Source organism: Vibrio sp. Isolate34 (genome assembly GCF_022397915.1).
Classification (GTDB): domain Bacteria; phylum Pseudomonadota; class Gammaproteobacteria; order Enterobacterales; family Vibrionaceae; genus Vibrio.
The window spans coordinates 25,130-51,082 of record NZ_JAKEUO010000015.1; the positions used below are offsets into that span (position 1 = coordinate 25,130).

Sequence of the window (25,953 nt, forward strand, 5' to 3'; positions counted from 1 at the left end):
AGGACTATTTCCATGTCTAAGATCTTCGATTTTGTAAAACCTGGTGTAATTTCTGGCGATGACGTACAGAAAGTATTTGAAATCGCAAAAGAGAACAAGTTTGCACTTCCTGCTGTAAACGTTGTTAACACTGATTCAATCAACGGTGTTCTAGAAGCAGCAGCTAAAGTTAAAGCTCCTGTTGTTGTTCAGTTCTCTAACGGCGGTGCTGGTTTCTTCGCTGGTAAAGGCGTTAAACTTGAAGGTCAAGGTGCACAAATCCTTGGCGCTGTTGCTGGTGCAAAATACGTACACGCTGTTGCTGAGTCTTACGGTGTTCCAGTTATCCTGCACACTGACCACGCTGCTAAGAAACTTCTTCCATGGATCGACGGTCTACTAGACGCTGGTGAAGAGTTCTTCGCACAAACTGGTAAGCCTCTTTTCTCTTCTCATATGATCGATCTTTCTGAAGAGTCTCTAGAAGAGAACATCGAAACATGTGCTAAGTACCTAGAGCGCATGGCTAAAATGAACATGACTCTAGAAATCGAACTAGGTTGTACTGGTGGTGAAGAAGATGGCGTTGATAACTCTGATATGGACGCATCTGAGCTTTACACTTCTCCTGAAGATGTAGCTTACGCTTACGAAATCCTAAACGCAGTTAGCCCTCGTTTCACTATCGCGGCTTCTTTCGGTAACGTACACGGTGTTTACCAAGCTGGTAACGTTGTACTTACTCCTACTATCCTACGTGACTCTCAAGCATACTGTGCAGAGAAGTTCGGTATTGCACCTAACGCTCTAAACTTCGTATTCCACGGTGGTTCTGGTTCTTCTGAAGCAGAAATCCAAGAGTCTATCGGCTACGGTGTTATTAAAATGAACATCGATACTGATACACAGTGGGCAACTTGGGATGGTATCCGTACTTACTCTGCTGAAAACTTCGATTACCTACAAGGTCAAATCGGTAATCCTAAAGGCGAAGACCAACCAAACAAGAAGTTCTACGATCCACGCGTATGGCTACGTGCTGGTCAAGCTTCAATGGTTACTCGTCTTGAGAAAGCATTTGCTGACCTTAACGCTATCGACGTACTATAATTCTTTGAATTAAGTACTCTTTAAGTTTTAAAAAACCGCTCATTGAGCGGTTTTTTTTATGTCTGATAAAAACTTGTATTAAATATGTGAAAAACCTAGCGTGCGGTGAATAAATTTCGTAGTCTTTTAGTTATCGGTATTTGTGTTTATCAGTAAGTTTTATTATTTCAAAAGCTTACATAAATATGACTTTGCAATCTGTCAAAGATAGGATATCGTGCCGAAAAACTGGACTTGGTTCAGTTTATAAAAAAGGACTTGGCTTTAATTTACTTTTAAAACAATGACTTAACATAAATTAAACTGTTTGCTTTGTTGTTTGGTAGGTTTGGCTTAAGGCAGTTTAGCTCATAGCATATTATATAGAGGATGCACATTATGTCTGATAGTTCGACAGCAATTGAAACCCCACTTGTGGACGGCTTGTCTCACGCTGAGCAGTGGTTAACAAATAATTCAGACCTATTTATCCAATATGGCGTAAATATCATTTCTGCACTGATAATTTTATTTATCGGTAACATCATCGTTAAAGCAGTAGCGAATAGCGTGTCCAAGGTTCTTGAGAAGAAGAAAATGGACCGAGCTGTTGTGGAGTTTATCCATGGTTTAGTTCGTTACTTGTTGTTTGTTATTGTTCTTATTGCTGCACTTGGTCGTCTAGGTGTTCAAACTGCATCTGTGGTCGCTGTTATTGGTGCTGCTGGTTTAGCGGTAGGTCTTGCACTACAAGGTTCGCTATCTAATTTTGCTGCCGGTGTACTTATTGTTGCATTCCGTCCATTCAAGTCAGGTGACTATGTAGAGATTGGTGGTGTAGCAGGTTCGGTTGATTCTATTCAAATCTTCCAAACAATTCTAACAACGCCAGACAACAAAATGGTTGTCGTACCAAACGGCAGTGTTATCGGTAGTCCAATCACAAACTACTCTCGTCATGCGACGCGACGTATTGATCTAATGATTGGTGTTTCTTACAACGCTGATCTTCAGAAGACAAAAGCGCTACTGACTAAGATCTGTGAATCTGATGAGCGTGTACTAAAAGAACCTGGCGTTCAAGTTGGTGTTCATACACTTGCTGATTCTTCAGTTAATTTCGTAGTTCGTCCATGGGTTAGCACGGCTGACTACTGGAGTGTTTATTTCGACCTGATGCAAGCAATCAAAGAAGGCTTGGATAAAGAAGGTATCGAAATTCCATTCCCACAAATGGATGTGCACATGAATAAAGTAGAAGCTTAGTTTTTTAATCGGCTTTTATAGCGGTAAGCTTTTATAACGAAAGGCGGATAACTTAGGTTGTCCGCCTTTTTTCTTGGAGCTATATTTTCAGACTATTTCTACCAATACTGCTCAATAAGTCCATTAGCGAGTACCGTTGCGATAGCAAACATCATGGTCGCAACAGCGATATCAATGCCTTTCTTAACACTTGGTTTAGATAGCGTTGGGCCTAGCTTTGCTGCGCCCAATGACAAAGAGTAAAACCAAACGAATGAAGCCAAAATGGTTCCCATAGCAAAAGCAATTCTGTCGTTACCTTCAAACTGCCCGCCAATCGATCCAAGAATCACCACCGTATCCAAATAGAGATGTGGGTTTAATACTGTCACCGCCAATGCGCCCAAAATAACGGTGCGCTTACCACGAGCCAGTATCTCTCCTTTTGACTCCTCGCTTGAGGGCGCTTTAAAGGCACTGCGAAGTGATAACAAACCATACACGGTTAGAAAAGCGATACCGCCTAACGTCACTGAGGTGAGTAGCAATTCATTTTGCGACAGAATCGCACCGCCACCAAAAATACCCAATGAGATAAACAGAGTGTCGAGCAGGCTACAGATTGTCGCAGTGGTTAAATGGTGGTTGCGCTTTATCCCTTGATTTAGGACGTACGCATTCTGAGCGCCAATAGGGATAATCATGCTTGCCCCTAGACCAAAACCTTGTAATAAAACCCAAAAACTCATTTTAACCTCCACTTATTTAACGATATTTACGTGCTATATGGCGAAGATACTCCGACCCTTTAAATAAGTATAATTAATGATTTTAATCTATTATTAGAGTTGCTAATGTGGCGTTGAGTTAGCTTAAAAAGGAAGCAAATTGATGCGTGGATTGGATTATAAATGGATAGAAGCACTGGATGCAGTGGTGAAACAACGTAGCTTCGAAAGGGCTGCAGAACAGTTATATATCTCCCAGTCTGCGGTGTCTCAACGCATCAAACAGCTAGAAAAGTGGTTAGCTCAGCCTGCTTTGGTGAGAGAAAATCCGCCTAGGCCAACCCCAGCAGGAAAAAAGTTATTGGGTTTGTATCGCAGGGTTCGTTTGTTAGAGCATGAGCTGGTGCCAGAGTTGATGAATGAAGATAGTGCGCAACCTTTATCAATATCTATTGCCACCAATGCCGATAGCTTAGCGACATGGCTGTTGCCTGCATTATCGGATGTGATGAAGTCTCGCCAAGTAGAGCTGAACCTCGCGATTCATGGTGAAGCGAGAACCATTGATAAGATAAAAAGTGGTGAGGTGGCTGGCGCGATCAGTCTAGAATCTCAAGCGATCCCCGGTTGCAGTGCTGACTATCTTGGCAGGATGGATTACGTGTGTGTAGCGAGCCCTGACTTTCATCAGCGATATTTCTCTGAAGGCGTAAACTACGCCACATTAAGCAAGGCACCGGCGGTTTCTTATGATCAATACGATGATCTGCATAAGAAGTTTCTGCATGACCATTTTAACGTACCAAGGGACAGCGTGATTAATCATACGGTCGGCAGCTCAGAAGCATTTGTGCGTTTAGCGTTGTCAGGTGTGGCCTATTGTTTGATCCCTCGGTTGCAGATCATCGATGAGCTAGAGTCCGGTGCGTTGATTGATATTACGCCCGGTTTTTTGTTGTCTTATCGCATCTATTGGCACCACTGGCAGCTAGAAAGTGGGGTACTCAAAGAGATATCTCAAGCGATATTAGGTTTTGCTCACAACCACTTACCTCAGTGAATTGTTGGTTTTTTCAGCGTCAAAGTTCTGTTAGAAGTTCGGCATCAGGATTGGCTAAACGGCAAATTGCTCTATGATGAAAGTACATTTGTTTAGCACAGGTCTACCTAATGAAGTTTGCACCAAAGATGTTAGCAACGTCTCTTACTCTTACTGCAGCGTTGAGTGCTGTGAGTTTTCCATCATTGGCTGACTCTCCATCCTTCCCGCATATTTCAACGACGGGCTACGGTGAAGTGATCGCAACACCAGATATGGCGACATTCTCTGTGAGAGTCGTGGAATCGACGATGACTGCTGAACAAGCTAAAAATACCGTTGATAAAGTAGTGACTGGTTTCCTCAATAAACTGCATCAAGCCGGTGTCGAAGAGGCGAGTGTACACAGCTCTAACCTGTATCTATCTCCTCAATACCATTACCCGAAAGACGGTAAACCAGAATTGGTGGGTTACCGAGCTTCACGCAATGTGACCGTTCAAGTGAACGAGCTAGCTAATCTCAATGAGTACATGGATATTGCGATTGGAGAGGGCATCAATCAGATCGACAATATTCAGCTTCAAGTTCGTGATCAAGCTAAGTATCAAGAACAAGCGCGCTTAGAAGCTATCAAGGATGCGCGATCGAAAGCGAAATCACTAGCGCGTGGTTTTGAGCGTGAGCTAGGTGATGTTTGGCGTATCGATTACAACGCACAATCTAGTCAGCCTGTATTAATGCGTTCAATGGCGATGGATGCGAGAACTGAATCGAACTCTTATGAAGACTCAACGATCACCATCCGAGATCGCGTTAATGTGATCTACCAGATCGAAGAGTAACAATAGCGCCATAGAGGCTTTTGGATCATGATTATCTAATTACCTACGATAGGCCAAATACTAAAAAGGCTCTCATAATGAGAGCCTTTTTGTTTTTACTAATATCGAGTTCGATGATTAGTGAAGTAGACGAGCACGAATTGTGCCTTCGATCTCTTTCAGTTTAAGCAGTGCTTCTTCAGAGCGGTCTGCCTCAACATCGATCACTACGTAACCCATATCAGCGGCAGTCTGTAGGTACTGACCCGCGATGTTGATGCCTTCTTCAGCGAAGATGGTGTTAATCTGAGTTAGGATACCTGGGCGGTTTTCGTGAATGTGAAGCAAACGAGATGTACCTGTGTGTAGCGGCAGTGATACCTCTGGGAAGTTAACACTTGATAGCGTAGAACCGTTATCAGAGTATTTCGCTAGCTTGCCAGCCACTTCAACACCGATGTTCTCTTGCGCTTCCTGAGTTGAACCACCTACATGAGGCGTAAGAATCACGTTGTCGAACTGCATTAATGGCGACTCAAATGGGTCTGCATTGGTTTTTGGTTCAGTTGGGAAAACGTCGATCGCTGCACCTGCAAGGTGACCAGAATCTAGAGCGCCACACAGAGCTGGAATGTCTACCACTGTGCCACGCGCTGCGTTGATAAAGATAGATCCAGGCTTCATGCGCTCGAATTCTTCTTTACCCATCATGTTCTTAGTTTCGTTGGTTTCAGGGACGTGCAAAGAGATCACATCACACTTATTCAATAGTTCAGTCATGGTGTGAACTTGTGTTGCATTACCTAAAGACAGCTTGTTTTCGATGTCGTAGAAGTAAACGCGCATACCAAGGTTTTCCGCAATAATACCCAGCTGAGTACCAATGTGACCGTAACCAATAATGCCTAAACGCTTACCACGAGCTTCGTAAGAGTTGTCTGCACTCTTTTTCCAAATACCACGGTGCGCAAGAGCGTTCTTTTCTGGAATGCCACGAAGTAGCAATAGAACCTGACCAAGAACTAGCTCAGCAACACTTCGAGTGTTTGAGAATGGAGCGTTGAACACAGGGATGCCGCGCTTTGCTGCTGCTTGAAGGTTGACTTGGTTAGTGCCAATACAGAAACACCCAACGGCAACCAGTTTTTCAGCCGCATCAATTACTTCTTGGGAGATGTTTGTGCGAGAACGGATACCAATGAAGTGAGCATCTTTAACTGCTTCAAGAAGTTCATCTTCCGGTAGCGAGCCTTTGTGGTACTCAATATTTGTGTAACCAGCAGCTTGCAGTACTTCTACAGAAGAAGGGTGAAGACCTTCTAGAAGTAGAATTTTTATTTTTTCTTTTTCCAGTGAAACTTTGGCCATTGTTCTCGTCCTTAAAATGGAAAGGTTGGGCAAATGCGGCGCACGTGCTACAAAATGGCTGAAAGGGGAACAAATTCACCACTTTGTTAGGAGACAAACGTTTTCCCTGTGCGTCTTCTGAACAATAAAGTAACAAAAAAAAAATGTTTTGGGTAAGAAAATTACGGAATAAGACATAATTTTACAGGAATAAAGCAAAAAAAACGGCGCCCTTGGGCACCGTATGTAATGAAGTAACAGAAAAACTCAATCTTCTAGTATTTATTCTTCGATTTTTGCACCTTCTGGCGTGCCAGTGATAACCACATCAGCACCACGGTGAGCGAACAGACCAACCGTCACCACACCAGCGATACCATTGATGATATCTTCTAGTTGTTTCGGGTTTTCGATCGCCATGCCGTACACGTCTAGGATCATGTTGCCGTTATCGGTTGTGCAACCTTCGCGGTAAACTGGGTCACCACCAAGCTTTACTAGTTCACGTGCAACGTATGAACGCGCCATTGGAATTACTTCAACAGGCAGTGGGAATTTACCCAACACATCGACTGCTTTAGTGCCGTCAACAATACACACAAACTTATCAGAGATAGCCGCTACGATTTTTTCACGAGTCAGAGCAGCACCGCCGCCTTTGATCATGTCGCGAGTTGGGTTGATTTCATCTGCGCCATCAACATAGATGTCTAGCTTAGTGACATCGTTACACTCATACACTTTGATCTCTAGCTCTTCTAGTCGTTGCGTTGAAGCAACAGAGCTTGAAACCGCACCTTTGATTTTGTCTTTCATTGTGCCTAGTGCGTCGATGAAGTGATTTACTGTAGAGCCAGTACCTACACCTACAATGCTGCCTTCTTCAACATATTGAAGTGCTGCCCAGCCAGCTGCTTTTTTCATTTCATCTTGAGTCATGCCATTCTCCTGAATAAGGTCTTGCGCTTTGAATTAATCGTTCGCGTAATGATGAAGTTAACGTTTAGATATTGGATTAACGTTTCTATATCGAGGTTAACGTTTGCGGCGCGATTATAGCGCTTTAATGGTCATTTTCCCATTGCCAAGTTTTACTCGGAGTCACGATTTTAGGTAAGGGAATGTCCCATTCTTCAATCGGTAAGGTATCGACATGTTGGCAATCGTGGGCCAAACCAATTGGAGTTGCGCCTTCGCCAGTCTCGAACCATTTCGCTAGGGTGCGGTCGTAATATCCGCCGCCCATGCCCAAGCGATGGCCATGAGAGTCAAAGCCGACAAGGGGCGTCAGGATGAGGTCGAGTTGCTGACAAGGTTTCACCAATATTTTATTAAGTTGGGGTTCTACAATGCCGTACTTATTTAAAACCGTGGGAGTGGTTGGAGAGTAGTTTAGAAACAACAGGTGTCCGGCAGAAAAGGGGTGCAATACTGGTAAATAAGTTTGCTTACCTTGCGACCATAACCATTCAATTAAAGGCTGGGTATCGAGCTCGCCATCAATCGAAATATAAAGAGCAATATGCTGAGCAGACTGAATCTCATCAAGCTGTATGCACTGCTTAACGAGGTCTAAACCGGATTGAGTTTGTTGTTCGCCAGATAAGGCATTGCGTTTGATACGGATCTGTTTGCGAAATTCGCTGCGTGTGAGCGTCTTCATAAGAAGGGATACCCCAAAGTGCCGTTGAGAATAGATGGCCCTTGAACCAGCGAGTTCAAGGCGGATCAGCAATGATTACCGTAGGCTTCTCGGCGGACCGAGCATGCTCAATAGCACTCAAGTACTAACCCTTAGGGATTGCTTATCGGCTCGGGGACGTGAATCCTCTGACAAACACTCCAGGGTAAATTTTGTGTACGCTATTGCTGTCCGTGCTTAACTTTACTGAGGACATCTGAAAGTGATGTCGTGAGCTGTTCCATTCGCTCGGTCAGTGCGTTTTGTTCATCATTTGCTTCAAACTTCTTGGTTTGTAATTCGTAGCAAATATTCAGAGCTGCGATAGTCAGCAGCTTCACTTCATTGGTTACCTTAGTACGTTCAGCCATCTCTTTCAATCGATTATCAAGATCGGCCGCCGCTGCAATCAATGACTCTTCTTGCCCTGGTGGACAATTCACTCGAGTCAGTTTTCCTAATATTTCAACGTCTACCGCTTGATTACTCATTATGGATGAACTCTTTAACGCGCTATTTTAAGGCTGTTGCCCTTCGCCATTTTTTGAGAAAGAAAAAGTGCAAGTACCGATGAGGAAGCAATCTCCTCTGAGGGAGAAACTATAGGTAAACCGCTATTAAGATTCAAGCTTTTCAGAGTGACTGTTTGTAAATGAGAGCTTGAGCACACAGTAATTCAGCAAATTGAACAATTGGTAGTCAGTCATCCTTCAATTGCTAGGGATCGATGCTTACCAGAATTGGGGTGAAGTGGTACGATTATACTATCGATATAAAGAATAACTGAGCGAGCTATCTGATGAGCGAAACTACTTTACCTGACTACCTAACGGTTGCGACTGAACTTCAATCGGCAAGTCTAGCCGTAACCCCTGCTGAGATGCATGGTTTATTAACGGGTATGTTAAGCGGAGGCTTAAACCTTGCAGATAAAAGCTGGCAACCACTTATCTTCGATTACACCAACGAAGGGATGGGCTGGCCAGATCGCGCGCTAACGTTAGCGGAAGCCACACTGAAAGTTACAACCAGCGAAATCACAGGCTCAGGCATGGAACTGTCTATGTTACTGCCAGATGAAGATGCAAGCGCAAGCGTGTTTGATCTTGCTGATGGTGTGTCTGATTGGATTAACCATTTCATCTCTGGTTTGGGCCTTGTTGGCGCTCAATTGAACAAAGCGTCTGAAGGCACTAAAGAAGCGTTGGCTGATCTTGAAGAGATGGCGAAGCTAGGCATTGACGAAGAAGATGATCTGGAAGAGCAAGCACAACTTCTAGAACACGTTATTGAGCACGTAAAAGCGTGTGCATTAACGATTCATGCTGAATTTGGTGCACGCCCATCTGAAGATGCGGCGCCAACCATTCACTAATCGTTTGTCGGTTTGAGGTTATGATGGCTCAATATGATGTTGTAATTGCTGGTGGCGCAATGGCGGGGGCAACTCTGGCCCTTGCTTTGAATCACCTAAGCCAAGGTTTGTTGTCGATTGCGGTCGTTGAGCCTTATCAGGTTGATCATCAAGCTCACCCTGGGTTTGATTCTCGTTCGATCGCTTTGTCTTATGGCACGGTACAGATCCTTGATTCTTTGCACTTGTGGCAGTCTATCGCTCCTGTCGCTACCCCGATTAAAGATATCCATGTGTCGGATCGTGGGCATGCTGGAATGACGGATATCTACAGTGAGGAACTGGCTGTAGATGCACTTGGTTATGTGGTCGAGTTAGCGGATGTAGGTCGAATCTATCAGCAAAAGCTGGAGTCTGAATCGAGCATCACGATGTTGTGCCCTGACTCAGTAGCGAAAATTGAGCGTAGTGATTTACTGACGACCATTGACCTAAACAGCGGGCAAACCATTACTACTAAGTTGTTGGTTGCAGCTGACGGAGCGATCTCTACTTGCTGCCAACAACTGAATATTTCGTTGAGCGAGCATGACTTTGAGCAAGTGGCTGTCATTGCCAACATTGTGGCGAGCGAGCCGCATCAAGGTCGTGCCTTTGAGCGTTTTACCCATCATGGGCCAGTTGCTTTATTGCCGATGACGGACAACCGCCTATCGTTAGTGTGGTGCTTACCGCCAGAGCAAGCTGATAAAGTCATGGCTTTAAATGACAGCCAGTTCCTTGAACAGCTGCAGAATGATTTTGGTTGGCGATTAGGCCGTTTAGAGAAGGTGGGTAAGCGTGCGAGCTACCCACTGATTCTTCGCCATCGTAAACAAAATATTTCTCATCGATTCGCGATTGTAGGTAATGCCGCTCAAACCCTTCATCCAATTGCAGGGCAAGGTTTTAACCTCGGCATTCGTGATGTGGCTTCTTTAGCGGAAGAGTTGTGTACTCAGTTGGACGATGTCGGTCGTTACACTGGTCTTGTTAACTTTAGAAAACGTAGAGAACAAGACAGAGGCGCTACGATTACACTGACATCAAGCCTCGTTCATCTGTTCTCAAACAATTTCTTAACCGCTCGTATCGGGCGTAACCTTGGGTTAGCTGTTATGGATAACCTTCCACCACTGAAAGGTCCACTTTTGCGTCATACGCTTGGCCTAGTAGAAAGATAAGGTAGATAAATAATGATGCAAAGTGTTGATATCGCGATTGTTGGTGGTGGCATGGTTGGCCTAGCGCTCGCAGCTGCATTGAAAGACAGTGATCTAAGAATTGCCGTGATAGAGGGCAAAGCACCTAGCGAAGGTCTGAATGAATTACCGGATGTTCGCGTGTCGGCATTGAGCCGCTCTAGCGAGGTGATTCTGCGTAATCTAGATGCATGGCAAGGTATTGAGCAAAGACGTGCAGCACCGTATCAAGCAATGGAAGTATGGGAGCAAGACAGCTTTGCTCGCATTGAGTTTGATTCAACGCGTTTAGCGCAGCCTAATCTAGGCCATATTGTTGAGAATCGTGTGATTCAATTAGCGCTGCTTGATCAGGTTAAGAAGCAAGACAATGTTAGCCTCTACATGCCTGCGACATGCAAAACAATGGCAATTGGCGAAAGTGAAGCATGGTTAACTCTAGACAACGGCCAAGCACTGACCGCTAAGTTAGTAGTAGGTGCGGATGGCGCAAATTCTTGGGTTCGTAAGCAGCAAGATATCCCATTAACACATTGGGATTACGGACACAGTGCGATTGTCGCGAACATCAAAACCACAGAACCGCACCATAGCGTTGCACGTCAAATATTCACACCTCAAGGTCCACTGGCATTCTTACCAATGCAACCGAGCAACATGAGCTCGATTGTTTGGTCTACCGAGCCTAATCGTGCCGAGAATCTCGTATCCATGTCGGATGCTGAATTCAATAAACAGCTCACGGCTGAGTTCGATTCAAAGCTTGGATTGTGCGAAGTTGTCGGTGACCGTTTTGCTTTCCCACTGCGCATGCGATACGCACGAGACTTCGCTGTCGATCGTGTCGCTTTGGTCGGTGATGCTGCCCATACCATTCACCCGCTAGCAGGGCAGGGCGTGAACCTTGGCTTACTAGATGCTGCAAGTTTAGCGCAAGAGCTGTTAAAGCTGTGGGCTGCTGGTGAAGACATTGGTACCAAGCGTAACCTACGCGGTTATGAGCGCTGGAGAAAAGCAGAAGCGGCGAAGATGATTGCTTCGATGCAGGGCTTTAAAGATCTGTTTGAAGGCGACAACCCGGCTAAGAAGCTCATTCGTGGCATCGGTATGAAGCTTGCGGGTCAACTACCTGGTGCGAAAGATGAGATCATGAAGCGAGCACTTGGCCTTGCGGGCAACCTGCCTGATTTAGCAAAGCAACCTGTGACTCATCGTTAGTCGTTTAATTTTCAGGTGAATAGTCATTTGAACTCATGGCTTTAGCGTAGTTCTTAGCGTTATAGGAACGAAAAAAGGGTTGGCATATGCCAACCCTTTTTGTTTTGAATTCTTTAGATAATCAGATTATGCGTAAGCACAGCGCAGCTTCATGATTTCACTATTTATTTCTTTCACTGTTTTAAAGTGGCGCTTCTCTGCTCGATCTGGCAGGACTAGCTTGCCGTTATCAAACTCAAATTTCCCTACGCCGTAAATGTAGATTCGTCCTTTGAAAAGTCGACTTACATGTTTAGCAATCATACTCGGTGTATAGCGCTTAAACAGTCTCATTCTTAATTATCCTTATATTTACCTAGCCTGCACATTATAGAAAAACTCCGAGATAATAATTGTGATAAGCATGGAGTAATATGCAGTAGCGATGACGTTAATTAGATATTTGTGCTGTTCTAAGCACTTTCTACAGTAAATATCTATTTTTACGTGAGCTCCTCCCCAAAATAATACTGAGTCGTGAACTGCTGTGAACTTTCCTGTCCGGTATTAAGCAGTGGTAATGTTACAAGTATAAGAATAGGTGGGATTTTTTTGTTTGTGTAATCAAATTTTAAATTTTAGATATAAAAAAAGCCCGTCTAAAACGGGCGAATAGTCACAGATGCATTACACAAAAGTGGATACTGATGTTACTCAGTGGATTCACTTGTACTGATTTGCCTAAAGGCTAGTCAGTAAATTCACAATAACGCAGATTTTTCCTTGTGACTACTTATGCTTTAATTTTGATTAACTATTTAATGTTGGCGTGTTTTTCTTATGACGAGCTTCACACTAAATATGTATCTAATGAAAACTTTAAAGAAGGTTTGCGATCAATTACGTCTTAGAATGGATCATCGACTGATCTCTGCAACGATAGGCGCGCATAACGCCATAAGATCCTCGAGATCAAGAGCAACGCCTGCCATTCGGTCACCAGAGCTAATGGTCACGGTTGAGTTGTTCTGAATGGAAGGATCAAAAATGATCGGCATGTGCCTTTTTAGAGCAAGCGGACCGACACAACCAACCTTAAAGCCGGTGATAGATTCTACATCGGTGAGTGATACGCAAGTCATTCTGCGGCAATTCAACACCGAGCGCACCTTCTTGGGGTCGACAGAGCGATCGCCGGCTGTACAGGCCAACGCATATTGGTTGCCCATATCCTTGAGTAGGATGCACTTGACCATTTGAGAAGCGTCGATGCCTCGTTCTTGCGCGGTTTCTTCGATGCTGGTGGTGGGTTTGCTTTGCATCAGCAGGCGATAATTCACCTGCTGTTGATCCAGCCATTGTGTAATCAGTGTTTCCACGTGATTACTCATCTTCGAGGCTGTAAGGCAGTGGTAGGATATTCCAGATTTGATCAGGTTGTGCTGTCAAACGCAGTTGAACATCGTCATCCAGGTTATTCGGCAGAACCATTAGACCAATCGCTTGGTTGTCAGCAAATTGATATACGTTGATTAGTCGACCTGCACCACGCCAGTTTTCACCCACGCTACGCTCTAGCTCAATAGGGTTCTCTAGTGTTAGCACTTCCGCAGTCGAACCAGAAACAATGCGCATTTCACGTTTGTTCATGCCGCGGTACTTAGCACGAGCAACCGTTTCTTGACCTGTGTAACAACCTTTTGAAAAGCTGATACCGCCGATCGCTTGTAGGTTAAGTGCTTGAGGGATGTGTTCGTTTTGCTCTGCTTTCGATAGGTTAGGCTGAGCATCAAGGATTTCATGATACTGCCATAACGTTTCTGATACTTTCTCCGCAGCGCTGTTTGATACCAAGGCTTCAGCGGCTTCTTCTGTCATAAGTAGAGCCCAGCGGTTATCTGCAACTTGAACGGCTGTACCACCAGAGATAGCACGCACATTTCCTTGGCTTTCTGAAATCGACTCAATGTATTGATTCGCAGATGCACCCATCACACCGATAACAACGTCAGACGTTTGTTCGATATCGACCTTAGAGAACACCGCGTACTTCTTGATTTCAACGAGCTCGACTTCAATCGCAGATTTAGGTTGCATGAGTGCGTAGCCACCGTTGTGATGGAACAAACGGAAGATACTCCATACCTTTCCTTTTGCATCACAGTGTGCGCCTAATGTGGATTCATCATTAGGAAGAGTTACGACGTCGCACGTTACTTGACCTTGCAGGTACGATTTTTTGTCATCGCCTACCATGGTAATTGCACTCCAATCTGACACGTGTGTCATCATCAGTTCTGGAAGCGAGTCATTTTGCGTATGAGCGTGCGGCTGAAATGTGTTTTTCCAATCCATTTTATCTTTCCTAAGAATTTTATTTGGCTCTATGTTAATCCTGTTCTGTTTCTTTGTCAGCCTAGGTTTTTTTGTGAGCTTAGATAGGGACTGTGACTCACATAGTAGTTGCAGAGCGTATGACTTGTTACACTCCGAGAAAGAAAAATTATAGGTGAGGATAGCCAATGTACACTGCAGAGCAGAAAGCACGAATTAAATGGGGTTGCCGTCGCGGTATGTTAGAACTTGATGTAGTCATCATGCCGTTTTTCGAAGAGTGTTTTGATTCATTGCAAGAGCAGGAACAGCGCGAGTTTGTTTCTCTACTAGAGTGTGATGATCCAGATTTGTTTACTTGGGTGATGGGACACGGACGCAGTGAAAACCTAGGCCATGCATCAATGGTTGATAAAATTGTCGCACACAACCTCAGCAAGGTTCGTTAAGCTCCAGCTTAACCCTTCATATTTCGCATTATTCGCAAAAGGCACTGTTTTCGGGTGCCTTTTGTTTTTCATCGTCTTGTCTTCTATCCCACTTGTTGTCAGCCTTTATTGCTTAGCACTGCTGATCCATCTGTGTAAAACCAACCATCTGATTTTGAATAATGCCTATGGCCGTTTTGACTACAAAGAGGATGGTGAGATTCGGTTGAATAACCGACGCTATATTCTAAAATCCGTGGATAAAATTTGGGCGCAGTTTTTCGTTAAATTGAAGTTTGAGTGTGGACACTCAGTCTTATTGTGGCGGGATAGTTGTTGTGATCGAGAATATCGAAATTTCTTGGCGAACCTGCAACGAACAGGTTAGAGGAATCAAAACATCAGGCTGAAAGCAATGAGTACAGATGAAAAGAAAAGGAGCACTAGGCTCCCTTTTTCACATTTTATCTATCATTCAAGATTAAGACTGGCTTTTCTCTGGTGTCAGAATCGTTGGGCCGCTGTCTTCAGCAAGCTCTGGGTAATCCAACGTGTAGTGAAGGCCGCGGCTCTCTTTACGTTGCATTGCGCAGCGAACCATTAGCTCAGCAACTTGTAGCAAGTTACGCAGTTCTAACAGGTTGTTTGAAACCTTAAAGTTACTGTAATACTCGTGAGTCTCTTGCTGTAACATCTGGATACGACGCATTGCGCGCTCAAGACGTTTATCAGTACGCACGATGCCCATGTAATCCCACATGAATAGACGTAGCTCATGCCAGTTGTGCTGAATGATAACCTCTTCATCACTGTTGGTGACTTGGCTTTCATCCCATGCTGGCAATTCAGCACACAGTTGAGACTGGTCGATATTCTCGACGATGTCTTTGGCAGCTGCCCATGCGTAAACCACACACTCAAGCAGTGAGTTTGAAGCCATACGGTTCGCGCCGTGCAGGCCGGTGTAGCTCACTTCACCAATCGCATACAGATTCGCGAGGTCGGTTTGACCTTGCTTATTGACCATGACACCACCACAGGTGTAGTGAGCTGCTGGTACGATAGGAATCGGCTCTTTGGTCATGTCGATCCCCAAGTCCATCAAACGAGTGTGGATCATTGGGAAGTGCGCAGTGATGAATTCTTCAGGCTTGTGGCTGATGTCAACGTACATGCAGTCAGCACCTAAGCGCTTCATTTCAAAGTCAATTGCGCGAGCAACCACATCACGAGGAGCCAGTTCACCGCGCTCATCGAAGTCCTTCATGAAGCGAGAACCGTCTGGACGACGCAGGTACGCACCTTCACCACGCAGTGCTTCCGTTAGTAGGAAGTTACGCGCTTCTGGGTGGAACAAGCAAGTTGGGTGAAATTGGTTGAACTCAAGGTTCGCCACACGACAACCTGCACGCCAAGCGATAGCAATACCATCACCTGAAGAGACATCTGGGTTAGACGTGTATTGATAAACCTTTGAAGCGCCGCCAGTAGCTAAGACTACAAATTTAGCGCGCACGGTTTCGACGTGTTCTTGGTTACGGTTCCAAATGTAGGCACCGATAACTTTATCTTTCGAACCACCAACTTTATCTTCAGTGATCAAATCCAACGCATTGTGGCGCTCGAAGATCTCGATGTTTGGGTGATTCTTTACGTTATCTTGCAGTGAAGTTTGCATCGCCATGCCAGTTGCATCGGCAGCGTGCAGAATTCTGCGGTGGCTGTGTCCACCTTCACGAGTAAGGTGATATTTTGGCTGGCCTTCGGTGCTGTTCTCATCTTTATCAAATGGAACACCGCCATCAATTAGCCATTGCACACACTCTTTAGCATTTTCAGCAATGAATTGAACTGTATCTTCTTCACATAACCCAGCCCCAGCAATTTGAGTATCTTCTACATGAGACTCAATACTGTCCGACTCATCGAACACCGCGGCGATACCACCTTGTGCGTAATACGTTGATCCTTCGCTGCGTGGTCCTTTGCTTAATACAATTACTTTTGCATGTTCTGCTACGCGTAAGGCTAATGACAAGCCTGCCGCACCACTTCCTACCACTAATACATCACACTGATGTTCACGGTTTGCGTTCATAAAACTTATTAAATCCCGGGCTATAGTCGAGTTGTCCACTCTCAATTGACTTTGTCTTGTTTTAGGAGTTTGGGTAAGACTGTTATAATCTCTCCAGAGTCATCCTTAAACGCTATGCAAAATCAATATATAGACAGCTATCTAGAAATATTTAATTGCTCAATACCATTGCTTTTGCTCAAGTTTCCCCAAATTGATAGGGATAGCTATTTTTATTACATCACATTGTGAAACAATAATGGCAAATAATTTTAAGAAAGTTGGAACTTTCGGTATTTGGCTTAGTCACAATAGTGCTCTTGTAGACGGTGGTGTCAATACTACATTTCGCATAATTAGTACCCATATCTGCGAAGGTAAGGGTTATAACAATAGGAGTACCCGCTCGAATGAACGAGCAGCTAACCGATCAAGTGTTGATTGAGCGAGTTCAGAGTGGAGATAAGCAGGCATTTAACTTACTAGTGGTTAAGTATCAAAACAAAGTTTGTAATCTTATCTCTCGATACGTGAATAATTCCGGTGATGTACCTGATGTAGCACAAGAAGCTTTTATTAAAGCTTACCGCGCGATACCTAACTTTCGTGGCGAGAGTGCCTTCTATACATGGTTGTACCGAATTGCCGTGAACACCGCTAAAAATCATATCGTTGCCCAAAGCCGTAGGCCGCCAGCAACCGATGTAGATGCAGAAGATGCAGAATATTACGAAACAGGCAGCGCGTTAAAAGAAATATCGAACCCTGAGAACTTAACGCTGTCAAAAGAATTGAAACAAGTCGTTTTTGGAGCGATTGAAGCGTTACCAGAAGACTTAAAAACTGCAATGACGTTGCGTGAGCTCGAAGGTTTGAGCTACGAAGAGATTGCAGAAGTAATGGATTGCCCTGTAGGAACCGTACGTTCGCGTATTTTCCGAGCTCGTGAAGCAGTGGAAAAGAAAATCAAACCTCTTTTGCAACGCTAGAACTTGTAATAATTATGGTGAAAATAATGGCTGATAAAGAAAAGCTTTCGGCACTCATGGATGGTGAAACGATCGATAAAGCTCTCATTGTAGATCTTGAATCTGATCAAGAAAGCATGGATACCTGGCAGAGTTACCATTTAATTGGTGATGTTATGCGTGGGGATGCGCCAGAAACTCAAGATTGGAACATTGCTAACAGTGTGGCAGCAGCGCTTGAAGCTGAGCCTGCACATAGTGCAATGCCGAACCTGCACCAAGTGAATGTTGAACCTACTGTTGCTCCAATTGAAGAGCAGCCGAAACCTCAGCAAGCGAAGCGGCAGCTTCCTGCGTGGTTACAACAGTTTGGACAAGTTGCCGTAGCAGCGTGTGTTTCATTGGCGGTTGTATTAGGTGTTCAACAATATGGTGGCAGCGACCCTGCAGCTCCAGAGCAGTTGCCTGTACTCCAGACGATTCCATTTGCGGGTTCTGCGGAACCAGTAAGTTTAACGCGTGACTCTGTTGAGAAGCCGGCATCGGAAGCTAACTTGCAAGAGCAGCGTAAACGCGTTCATGCAATGCTAGAAGATTATGAGCTTCAGCTAAGACTAAACAGTGATGCATCGCCAATGCAAGATGCACATCTAGAATCGGACATTGAATGAAGAAAATCCTGGTCAGTGCACTGACACTGTTCAGCTTGATGTCTCCAGCAGCCTTTGCAGAGGAACCCACTGCAAAGGCCTTGTTGCATCAAATGAACGAGGCCAGTCAGCATCTAAATTACGAACTCTCCTACATATTGATAAAGAAGAGCAGTATTGAACCTCTACTTTATCGTCATGCAGTTAACGACGACCAACAACTCGCACACCTTGTTTACCTAAGCGGCCCTGTTCGTGAGGTTATTCGACGCGGCAATGAAGTTAGCTACATAGAACCGGGTACAGAGCCATTTACCATTCAATCGGGCAGCATGGTTGCACCTGTTATTCCGATGATTAATCGAGATATCGAATCCCTGGAACGGTACTACGACTTTGTAAAAGTTGGGCGTTCTCGTGAAGCGGGCAGCACTACTCAAGTGTTACGCGTAGTGCCAAAAGATGGCCTTCGTTACTCTTACGTGGTTTGGGTAGACGAGAAAACCAGTCTTCCTTTACGTGCCGACTTATTAGATCGTGATGGTGAAATACTGGAACAGTACCGAACTATCTCTTATGTCGTGAATGATAAAATCGCTGAAGCTATGGGCGGCTTAAACCAAGCGCAACTGCCGAAGGTTTTATCATTACCTGAAGGTTTGGTGAGTGAGACCGACTGGCAAGCTTCATGGGTGCCAGAAGGGTTTAAGTCAAAAGAATTGAGCCGTTACCAAATGGCTGCGACCGATAAAATGGTCGAGAGTCAGCTTTTCAGCGATGGGCTATTTAGTTTTTCGGTATACATCGCCGACAAAGATGAACACTCATTGAAAGGCCAGTTGGTACGTCAAGGACGCAGAACCTTGCACAGCTTAGTGATTGGCGACAGAGAGGTATCTGTCGTGGGTGATATCCCGCCAGCGACAGCTAAGCGTATCGCTCAATCTGTGACTTTCAATAATCAGGTAGCAGCGCAATGATGACCGCGCTGGCTACCGTTAGCTCAGTTGAACAAAAAGGTAAGCAATACTTTGTTCAACTGAGCTGCGAACAACAAACCAGTTGCAGCAGCTGCTCTTCACAAAAAAGCTGCGGCACTGGCATTGTCACCAAAGCGGTTGGCAACAAATCCTTGTTTTGGCAGCTTAAAACCAAAAGCCTTGTTAAAGCCGGACAGATCGTAGAGATTGGCTTCCCAGAAAAAAGCCTGCTTCAGTCGGCGGCTATCGTTTACCTTATCCCACTTTTCATGTTGATGATTGGTGCTGGCATTGGACAACTCTTGTTACAACCCTTACTTCAAGGGGGCGAGGGGATTGTTATACTGAGTGCTGCACTATTTACTGTTGGTGGTATCGCCTTAGCGAAGCGGCTAGCCAAACCTATGGAAGACAAATCCAAGCAAGAAGTCGTCTTGATTCGAATTCTAGGCGAGCCTCTCATCTAATTTATGATGCTTCTTGCCCTTAAATTGGGTAGAATCTGCCAACTTGATTGAAATGCCGCCACCAATGCTGATGTTAGATTGGAAGTATCGTGGCTTTCTTATTATCCCTATTCAAAGAGTTTAGTCACACCAAGCCTATGAAGCACATTCGTAATTTTTCGATTATCGCCCACATCGACCACGGTAAGTCGACCCTTTCTGACCGCTTAATCCAAGTTTGTGGAGGATTAAGTGAACGTGAGATGGCAGCTCAAGTCCTCGATTCTATGGATATAGAACGCGAGCGTGGTATTACAATTAAAGCGCAGAGTGTGACTTTAGATTACAAAGCTAAAGATGGTGAGACTTACCAACTTAACTTTATCGACACTCCTGGACACGTAGACTTTTCGTACGAAGTATCTCGTTCTCTAGCGGCTTGTGAAGGCGCACTACTTGTAGTGGATGCTGGTCAAGGTGTTGAAGCACAAACTCTAGCAAACTGTTACACAGCAATCGAAATGGAACTGGAAGTAGTGCCAATCTTGAACAAGATTGACTTACCCGCTGCTGAACCAGAGCGCGTTGCTGAAGAGATCGAAGAGATCGTTGGCATCGATGCGATGGAAGCGACTCGCTGTTCTGCGAAAACAGGTTTAGGTGTTGATGATGTTCTAGAAAACATCGTAACGGCTATCCCACCACCGGAAGGTGATCCTGAAGCGCCTTTACAAGCGTTGATCATTGACTCTTGGTTCGATAACTACCTTGGCGTTGTTTCTCTGGTTCGTATCAAGAACGGTACACTGAAGAAGAACGACAAGATTCGCGTAATGTCGACAGACCAAGTTTGGGGTGTTGACCGTCTAGGTATCTTCACACCTAAGCAAATCGACACCACTGAGCTAAATACTGGCGAAGTAGGTTGGGTTGTTTGTGGTATTAAAGACATCCTAGGTGCACCGGTTGGTGATACGTTGACGCTTGCTAAAGGCGGCAGCACTGAACGTCTACCTGGTTTCCAAAAAGTGAAGCCTCAGGTATACGCAGGCCTGTTCCCTGTTTCATCTGATGACTACGAAAACTTCCGTGATGCACTAGGCAAACTAAGCCTGAACGATGCGTCACTGTTCTTCGAACCAGAAAGTTCGGCAGCACTTGGTTTTGGTTTCCGTTGTGGCTTCTTAGGAATGCTTCACATGGAGATCATCCAAGAGCGTCTAGAGCGTGAATACGACCTAGACCTAATCACAACTGCTCCAACAGTAGTGTATGAAGTTGTAAAAACAGATAAAACGGTTCTTTACGTTGATAGCCCGGCTAAACTGCCAGCGGTTAATGACCTAGAAGAAATTCGTGAGCCAATTGCACGTTGTAATATTTTGGTACCTTCGGACTACCTAGGTAACGTAATCACACTGTGTGTTGAGAAGCGTGGCGTACAAGTAGACATGGTTTACCACGGTAACCAAGTTGCTGTGACGTACGATCTTCCTATGGCAGAAGTAGTTCTAGATTTCTTCGACCGTCTGAAATCAACGTCTCGCGGTTACGCATCATTGGATTACAACTTCCAACGTTATGAGCCATCAAACATGGTACGTGTAGACGTATTGTTGAATGGCGAAACGGTTGATGCACTGGCTATCATCACGCACAAAGACATCGCTCAGTCTCGTGGTCGTCTACTGGTTGAGAAGATGAAAGAATTCATCCCTCGTCAGATGTTCGATATCGCGATTCAAGCAGCGATTGGTAACCACATCATTGCTCGTTCTACAGTGAAACAACTGCGTAAGAACGTAATCGCAAAATGTTACGGTGGTGATATCAGTCGTAAGAAGAAACTTCTTAAGAAACAAAAAGAAGGTAAGAAGCGTATGAAGCAGATCGGTAACGTTGAACTGCCTCAAGAAGCATTCTTAGCGATTCTTCATGTTGGTAAAGACTAGGTATCAATCGCACTAACTACCTGCTGAACATTACTGGTTAAAATCGTTTATTTCTTTGTTGCAAAGATTGCAATTAGGCCCACTAGTCACTGCACTTTGCGCCTCGAACTAAACGATTTTTCCTGCGTAATCTCCCCAGCATTTAGTCAGCATGATTAATACAGATTAGAAATATTAAGCAGAGTGAAAGGGTTGTACTCTTTCACTTTCGTTATTTTTAAAGAAATGAAATTTAAGGGATATCAATGGCTAATACATTTTCGCTTATCTTAGTGATCGTAACTCTAGTGACTGGCATTGTATGGGCGTTGGAAAAGTTTGTGTGGGCGAAGAAGCGCCAACAAAAACTGGCTGACGTTGAAGCACAATCGAATGGTCTAGACGCTGAAACCAGCGCAAAAGTTACGGCTCAGCCTTGGTGGGTTGAAAACAGTGTTTCCATTTTCCCGGTAATTGCATTTGTTTTGGTTCTGCGTTCATTTATTTATGAACCGTTTCAAATTCCTTCTGGCTCAATGATGCCAACGCTTTTGGTTGGTGACTTCATCTTGGTAGAGAAGTACGCGTACGGTCTAAAAGATCCTGTATGGCGCACTCAACTGGTAGAAACGGGCAAGCCAGAGCGTGGTGATTCAATCGTATTTAAGTACCCACCTCAACCTAATATCGACTACATCAAGCGTGTTGTTGGTATGCCAGGTGACACAATTCGCTACAGCAGTCGTAAAGAGATCTGTATTCAAGCGAAGGGTACAAGTAGCTGTGAACCAGTGAAGCTAAGTAACGTTGAAGAAAGCCAATTTGTTCAAGATGGTGTGCCTCTGATTCAGCTGAATGAACAGCTTGGAGACGTAGAGCACCAAATTTTAGTTAACCCATTACGCCGCGACCGTGTGCAAGCATACCAGCCTCGCAATGGTGTTAACGAGTGGGTCGTTCCAGAAGGCCAGTACTTTGTGATGGGTGATAACCGTGACAACAGTGCCGATAGCCGTTACTGGGGCTTTGTCCCTGAAGCAAACCTTGTTGGTAAGGCCGTTGCGATTTGGATCAGTTTCGAGTTCGAACGTGGTTCAGATAGTATACTTCCAACATGGATTCCTACTGGTGTGCGTTTTAATCGCATCGGTGGGATTCATTAATCGATCAATTAACACATCGAGAGAGCATGAATTCTCCAATTGATAAACTAGAGAGAAAGATTGGCTATCAGTTTAATGATGCCGATCTTATCCACTTGGCGCTGACTCACCGCAGCGCCGCAGGTAAACATAACGAACGTCTTGAGTTTCTGGGCGATTCAATTTTAAGTTTTGTTATCGCTGATGATCTTTACCACCGTTTTCCTAAGGTAAACGAAGGTGATATGAGCCGCATGCGCGCAACATTAGTGCGTGGTCATACATTGGCAGAACTAGGTCGTGAATTCGAACTAGGAGATTACTTAAAATTAGGTCCAGGTGAGTTGAAGAGTGGCGGTTTCCGTCGTGATTCTATTCTAGCGGATGCTGTTGAAGCGATCATCGGTGCTGTCTATTTAGATAGTGATACCGAGACGGTTCGCGGTATTATTTTAAGCTGGTACCAATCTCGCCTAGAAGCAATTCAGCCTGGAGTATCTCAAAAAGATCCGAAAACTCGTCTTCAAGAGTTTTTGCAAGGTCGAAGAAATCCTCTACCTGTCTACACAGTGACTAATATTAAAGGTGAAGCACACAACCAAGAGTTTACGGTTGAGTGTGAAGTGGCAGGTGTGGATAAACCTGTTATCGGTAAAGGCACTAGCCGCCGCAAGGCAGAACAAGCGGCTGCTGAAACAGCATTAGAGCAACTAAGCAATGTCTGATAACAACCAAGATTTCGATATCGATGCATTCTTTTCATCTGATAGCAAACAAACGGGCCTACCGGAAAACCAACACTGTGGCTTCATCGCTATTGTCGGTCGCCCAAATGTAGGTAAGTCGACGCTTCTGAACCATATTCTGGGTCAGAAGATCTCTATTACGTCACGTAAACCACAGACGACACGCCACCGTATTATGGGCGTGGAAACTGAGGGTGATTACCAAGCGATCTTCGTTGATACTCCTGGACTTCATATTGAAGAAAAGCGTGCAATCAACCGTTTGATGAACCGTGCGGCGAACAGCTCACTGAGTGATGTGAACCTAGTATTCTTCCTTGTCGACGGTACTCACTGGACTGACGACGATGAAATGGTTCTGAACAAGCTGAAGAAGACCGACTTCCCAGTTGTACTTTGCATCAACAAAGTAGATAACGTTCAAGACCGTACTAACGTCATGCAACACATGATGGAAGTTTCTAAGAAGATGGACTTCATTGATGTTGTGCCAATCTCTGCGAAGCAAGGTAAAAACATTGATGTACTGCGTAATCACGTACGTGAACATTTACCAAAAGCGACTCACCACTTCCCAGAAGAGTACGTGACGGATCGCTCGCAACGCTTTATGGCATCTGAAATTATCCGTGAAAAGCTAATGCGTTTTACGGGTGACGAGCTACCTTACTCGGTAACGGTTGAAATTGAACGCTTCGATTACAACCCAGATAACGATGGCTTCCACATCAATGCTCTGATTCTTGTTGAACGTACTGGTCAGAAGAAAATGGTGATTGGTAAAGCGGGCGAGAAGATCAAAACGATTGGTCGTGAAGCGCGTATCGATATGGAAGAGCTATTCGGTCGTAAGGTTTACCTAGAGACTTGGGTCAAGGTTAAATCTGGTTGGGCTGATGATGAGCGTGCACTTCGCTCGTTAGGCTACATCGACGATCTATAATATATTGAACGTCACTTTCTGAGATTAAGAAAGTTGAACTGAAGATAAATCCAAGAGAGAGTGCGAACTCTCTCTTTTTGTATCTGTAATAAGGGTAAGTGATTGAGCGAAGGGTTACAGCGATGCTTTGTGTTGCACCGTCGACCATACAGTGAGTCGAGTCTGATCTTGGATGTCTTCAGTGAAGAGTTCGGTCGGATGACGCTGATGTCTAAAGGCGCACGCAGCAAGCGTTCCAATTTGAAAGGTGCATTGCAGCCTTTTACGCCGCTACTGCTTAAGTGGTCTGGTAATGGTTCGATGAAAACCTTACGCCAAGCTGAGCCAATCAGCTTGGGGCTTCCTCTCGCGGGTATAAACCTGTATTCCGCCATGTATGTGAATGAGCTAATCGGCCGCGTATTGATGGCTGAAGTACCCATGCCTGCACTTTTTCACGACTATCTTCATGCTTTAACAGAGCTCGCGCATAATGAGAACCCTGAGCCAGCACTGCGTCGTTTTGAGTTGGCTCTGTTATCTGCAATGGGCTATGGGGTCGACTTTTTACACTGCGCAGGCACAGGTGAAGCCATCGCTCCAACCATGACTTATCGTTACCGAGAGCAGAAAGGTTTCATCGCTTCAGTGCGTCGAGATAACCTGACTTTTATGGGCGATGAACTTATTGCAATCAGCGAACGTAGGTTTATCACTAAAGAGCAGTTAAAAGCGGCAAAACGCTTTACACGCATAGCCTTAAAGCCGTATCTTGGCGGCAAACCATTAAAAAGTAGAGAGCTATTTATGCCAACAATAGCCCTCTCTAGAGCACGGAGTATTGGAAAATGAGCTCAATCCTTTTAGGCGTTAATATCGACCATATTGCAACACTACGTAATGCACGTGGTACTAAATACCCAGATCCAGTACACGCAGCGGAAATCGCTGAACGTGCTGGCGCAGACGGCATTACTATTCACCTGCGTGAAGACCGTCGTCATATCGTTGACCGCGATGTGCGTATTCTGGCTGAAACACTTCAAACTCGCATGAACTTGGAGATGGCCGTAACGGACGAGATGGTTCAAATTGCACTCGATACTAATCCTGAGTTTGTTTGTCTGGTTCCTGAAAAGCGTGAAGAGCTAACTACTGAAGGTGGCTTGGACGTCGTTGGTCAGCTTGAGAAGATCAAAGCAGCGACACAAAAACTGTCTGCAGCAGGTATCAAGGTATCTCTGTTTATCGATGCTGACCGCGAGCAAATCGACGCAGCAAAAGCGTGTGGCGCACCGTTCATTGAACTGCACACGGGTCACTATGCTGATGCTAAGACAGAAGAAGACCAACAAGACGAGCTTAAGAAGATCGCAGCGGGCGCAAGCTACGCAGACGATCTTGGTATCACAGTCAATGCGGGTCATGGTCTGACTTACCACAACGTAGCACCAATTGCGGCACTTCCAGAGATCTACGAGCTGAACATCGGTCACTCGATCATGGGACGTGCAGTGTTTGATGGCTTAAACAAAGCCGTTGCAGACATGAAAACAATCATGGAAACAGCACGTAACAACGCTTAGTTTTGTAAGTAGTAAGCGA

General features: G+C 44.8%; 28 protein-coding genes and 1 other RNA gene. 19 read left to right on the plus strand and 10 right to left on the minus strand.

Annotation, left to right across the window (positions count from 1 at the left end; genetic code table 11):
* Positions 1-12 precede the first annotated feature (12 nt).
* Together fbaA and mscS are read left to right on the plus strand one after the other, a co-directional pair.
* A complete protein-coding gene (gene fbaA / locus L1D22_RS15910; RefSeq protein WP_060982706.1) occupies positions 13-1,089 on the plus strand; it encodes a class II fructose-bisphosphate aldolase in 1,077 nt (358 codons plus the stop codon).
* A gap of 378 nt (positions 1,090-1,467) precedes the next feature.
* Positions 1,468-2,334, plus strand: coding sequence for a small-conductance mechanosensitive channel MscS (gene mscS, locus L1D22_RS15915; RefSeq protein WP_239830520.1), 867 nt, complete (start codon positions 1,468-1,470; stop codon positions 2,332-2,334).
* Positions 2,335-2,432: 98 nt separating this feature from the next.
* Here the strand turns inward: mscS and L1D22_RS15920 are convergent, their stop codons facing one another.
* A complete protein-coding gene (locus L1D22_RS15920; protein WP_239830521.1) occupies positions 2,433-3,062 on the minus strand; it encodes a LysE/ArgO family amino acid transporter in 630 nt (209 codons plus the stop codon).
* A gap of 142 nt (positions 3,063-3,204) precedes the next feature.
* Between L1D22_RS15920 and L1D22_RS15925 the strand changes: the two genes are divergently transcribed.
* Both L1D22_RS15925 and L1D22_RS15930 read left to right on the plus strand, forming a co-directional pair.
* Positions 3,205-4,101, plus strand: coding sequence for a LysR family transcriptional regulator ArgP (locus L1D22_RS15925; RefSeq protein WP_029405713.1), 897 nt, complete (start codon positions 3,205-3,207; stop codon positions 4,099-4,101).
* A gap of 110 nt (positions 4,102-4,211) precedes the next feature.
* Positions 4,212-4,925, plus strand: coding sequence for an oxidative stress defense protein (locus tag L1D22_RS15930; RefSeq protein ID WP_239830522.1), 714 nt, complete (start codon positions 4,212-4,214; stop codon positions 4,923-4,925).
* Between the two features lie 117 nt (positions 4,926-5,042).
* On the opposite strand, the gene serA is transcribed toward L1D22_RS15930, so the two are convergent.
* From serA to zapA, 5 genes are all read right to left on the minus strand, one after another.
* Positions 5,043-6,272: a phosphoglycerate dehydrogenase gene (gene serA / locus L1D22_RS15935; protein ID WP_123301095.1), complete on the minus strand. Its 1,230-nt coding sequence runs from the start codon at positions 6,270-6,272 to the stop codon at positions 5,043-5,045.
* Positions 6,273-6,533: 261 nt separating this feature from the next.
* The gene (rpiA, locus tag L1D22_RS15940; RefSeq protein ID WP_239830523.1) at positions 6,534-7,190 is read right to left on the minus strand and encodes a ribose-5-phosphate isomerase RpiA; all 657 of its coding nucleotides are present in this window, start codon (positions 7,188-7,190) and stop codon (positions 6,534-6,536) included.
* A gap of 124 nt (positions 7,191-7,314) precedes the next feature.
* Positions 7,315-7,914 (minus strand): 5-formyltetrahydrofolate cyclo-ligase, encoded by a 600-nt coding sequence (locus L1D22_RS15945; RefSeq protein WP_239830524.1) that lies wholly within the window; start codon positions 7,912-7,914, stop codon positions 7,315-7,317.
* Positions 7,915-7,920: 6 nt separating this feature from the next.
* Positions 7,921-8,103, minus strand: a non-coding RNA gene (gene ssrS / locus L1D22_RS15950) — 6S RNA.
* A gap of 11 nt (positions 8,104-8,114) precedes the next feature.
* Positions 8,115-8,423 carry a cell division protein ZapA gene (gene zapA / locus L1D22_RS15955; protein ID WP_004735366.1) on the minus strand — a complete coding sequence of 103 codons (309 nt, stop codon included), beginning with the start codon at positions 8,421-8,423 and terminating at the stop codon, positions 8,115-8,117.
* 308 nt (positions 8,424-8,731) lie between these two features.
* Here zapA and L1D22_RS15960 point away from each other — a divergent pair, with 308 nt between their 5' ends.
* The 3 genes from L1D22_RS15960 to L1D22_RS15970 are packed head-to-tail and all read left to right on the plus strand — an operon-like array spanning position 8,732 to position 11,745.
* Positions 8,732-9,307: a YecA family protein gene (locus L1D22_RS15960; RefSeq protein ID WP_019826273.1), complete on the plus strand. Its 576-nt coding sequence runs from the start codon at positions 8,732-8,734 to the stop codon at positions 9,305-9,307.
* A gap of 23 nt (positions 9,308-9,330) precedes the next feature.
* On the plus strand, positions 9,331-10,509 hold the full coding sequence (gene ubiH / locus L1D22_RS15965; protein ID WP_239830574.1) for a 2-octaprenyl-6-methoxyphenyl hydroxylase: 1,179 nt from the start codon (positions 9,331-9,333) through the stop codon (positions 10,507-10,509).
* Between the two features lie 12 nt (positions 10,510-10,521).
* The gene (locus tag L1D22_RS15970) at positions 10,522-11,745 is read left to right on the plus strand and encodes an FAD-dependent 2-octaprenylphenol hydroxylase (protein ID WP_239830525.1); all 1,224 of its coding nucleotides are present in this window, start codon (positions 10,522-10,524) and stop codon (positions 11,743-11,745) included.
* 126 nt (positions 11,746-11,871) lie between these two features.
* Here L1D22_RS15970 and L1D22_RS15975 read toward each other — a convergent pair whose 3' ends face one another.
* The 3 genes from L1D22_RS15975 to ygfZ all read right to left on the minus strand — a co-directional run bounded on the left by L1D22_RS15975 (position 11,872) and on the right by ygfZ (position 14,079).
* Positions 11,872-12,078 carry a DUF1107 domain-containing protein gene (locus L1D22_RS15975; protein ID WP_076678804.1) on the minus strand — a complete coding sequence of 69 codons (207 nt, stop codon included), beginning with the start codon at positions 12,076-12,078 and terminating at the stop codon, positions 11,872-11,874.
* Positions 12,079-12,641: 563 nt separating this feature from the next.
* A complete protein-coding gene (locus L1D22_RS15980) occupies positions 12,642-13,103 on the minus strand; it encodes a YbaK/EbsC family protein (protein WP_239830526.1) in 462 nt (153 codons plus the stop codon).
* Between the two features lie 4 nt (positions 13,104-13,107).
* The gene (ygfZ, locus tag L1D22_RS15985; RefSeq protein WP_239830527.1) at positions 13,108-14,079 is read right to left on the minus strand and encodes a tRNA-modifying protein YgfZ; all 972 of its coding nucleotides are present in this window, start codon (positions 14,077-14,079) and stop codon (positions 13,108-13,110) included.
* A gap of 167 nt (positions 14,080-14,246) precedes the next feature.
* Here ygfZ and L1D22_RS15990 point away from each other — a divergent pair, with 167 nt between their 5' ends.
* Positions 14,247-14,507, plus strand: coding sequence for a succinate dehydrogenase assembly factor 2 (locus L1D22_RS15990; protein ID WP_004735374.1), 261 nt, complete (start codon positions 14,247-14,249; stop codon positions 14,505-14,507).
* A complete protein-coding gene (locus L1D22_RS22405) occupies positions 14,455-14,874 on the plus strand; it encodes a protein YgfX (RefSeq protein ID WP_345772813.1) in 420 nt (139 codons plus the stop codon). The genes L1D22_RS15990 and L1D22_RS22405 overlap by 53 nt, the downstream gene beginning before the upstream one ends.
* Positions 14,875-14,967: 93 nt before the next feature.
* Here L1D22_RS22405 and nadB read toward each other — a convergent pair whose 3' ends face one another.
* A complete protein-coding gene (gene nadB / locus L1D22_RS15995; RefSeq protein ID WP_176680453.1) occupies positions 14,968-16,584 on the minus strand; it encodes an L-aspartate oxidase in 1,617 nt (538 codons plus the stop codon).
* Between the two features lie 389 nt (positions 16,585-16,973).
* Here nadB and rpoE point away from each other — a divergent pair, with 389 nt between their 5' ends.
* The 10 genes from rpoE (at position 16,974) to pdxJ (ending at position 25,934) form a co-directional block, all read left to right on the plus strand.
* A complete protein-coding gene (gene rpoE / locus L1D22_RS16000) occupies positions 16,974-17,552 on the plus strand; it encodes an RNA polymerase sigma factor RpoE (protein WP_008223963.1) in 579 nt (192 codons plus the stop codon).
* A gap of 26 nt (positions 17,553-17,578) precedes the next feature.
* Positions 17,579-18,202 (plus strand): RseA family anti-sigma factor, encoded by a 624-nt coding sequence (locus L1D22_RS16005; RefSeq protein WP_239830528.1) that lies wholly within the window; start codon positions 17,579-17,581, stop codon positions 18,200-18,202.
* Positions 18,199-19,161, plus strand: a complete 963-nt coding sequence (gene rseB, locus L1D22_RS16010) for a sigma-E factor regulatory protein RseB (RefSeq protein WP_239830529.1) — start codon at positions 18,199-18,201, stop codon at positions 19,159-19,161. Before L1D22_RS16005 ends, rseB begins: the two co-directional genes overlap by 4 nt.
* Positions 19,158-19,628: a SoxR reducing system RseC family protein gene (locus L1D22_RS16015; protein ID WP_239830530.1), complete on the plus strand. Its 471-nt coding sequence runs from the start codon at positions 19,158-19,160 to the stop codon at positions 19,626-19,628. The genes rseB and L1D22_RS16015 overlap by 4 nt, the downstream gene beginning before the upstream one ends.
* Positions 19,629-19,765: 137 nt before the next feature.
* On the plus strand, positions 19,766-21,559 hold the full coding sequence (gene lepA, locus L1D22_RS16020) for a translation elongation factor 4 (RefSeq protein WP_017629577.1): 1,794 nt from the start codon (positions 19,766-19,768) through the stop codon (positions 21,557-21,559).
* Between the two features lie 245 nt (positions 21,560-21,804).
* Positions 21,805-22,701 (plus strand): signal peptidase I, encoded by an 897-nt coding sequence (gene lepB, locus L1D22_RS16025; protein ID WP_239830531.1) that lies wholly within the window; start codon positions 21,805-21,807, stop codon positions 22,699-22,701.
* A gap of 26 nt (positions 22,702-22,727) precedes the next feature.
* Positions 22,728-23,405, plus strand: a complete 678-nt coding sequence (gene rnc, locus L1D22_RS16030) for a ribonuclease III (protein ID WP_017629579.1) — start codon at positions 22,728-22,730, stop codon at positions 23,403-23,405.
* Complete coding sequence (gene era, locus L1D22_RS16035; RefSeq protein WP_239830532.1) at positions 23,398-24,369, plus strand: GTPase Era; 972 nt, start codon at positions 23,398-23,400, stop codon at positions 24,367-24,369. The genes rnc and era overlap by 8 nt, the downstream gene beginning before the upstream one ends.
* A 102-nt stretch (positions 24,370-24,471) precedes the next feature.
* Positions 24,472-25,200: a DNA repair protein RecO gene (recO, locus tag L1D22_RS16040; protein ID WP_239830533.1), complete on the plus strand. Its 729-nt coding sequence runs from the start codon at positions 24,472-24,474 to the stop codon at positions 25,198-25,200.
* Complete coding sequence (pdxJ, locus tag L1D22_RS16045; protein WP_239830534.1) at positions 25,197-25,934, plus strand: pyridoxine 5'-phosphate synthase; 738 nt, start codon at positions 25,197-25,199, stop codon at positions 25,932-25,934. Before recO ends, pdxJ begins: the two co-directional genes overlap by 4 nt.
* The last annotated feature ends 19 nt before the right edge of the window (positions 25,935-25,953 follow it).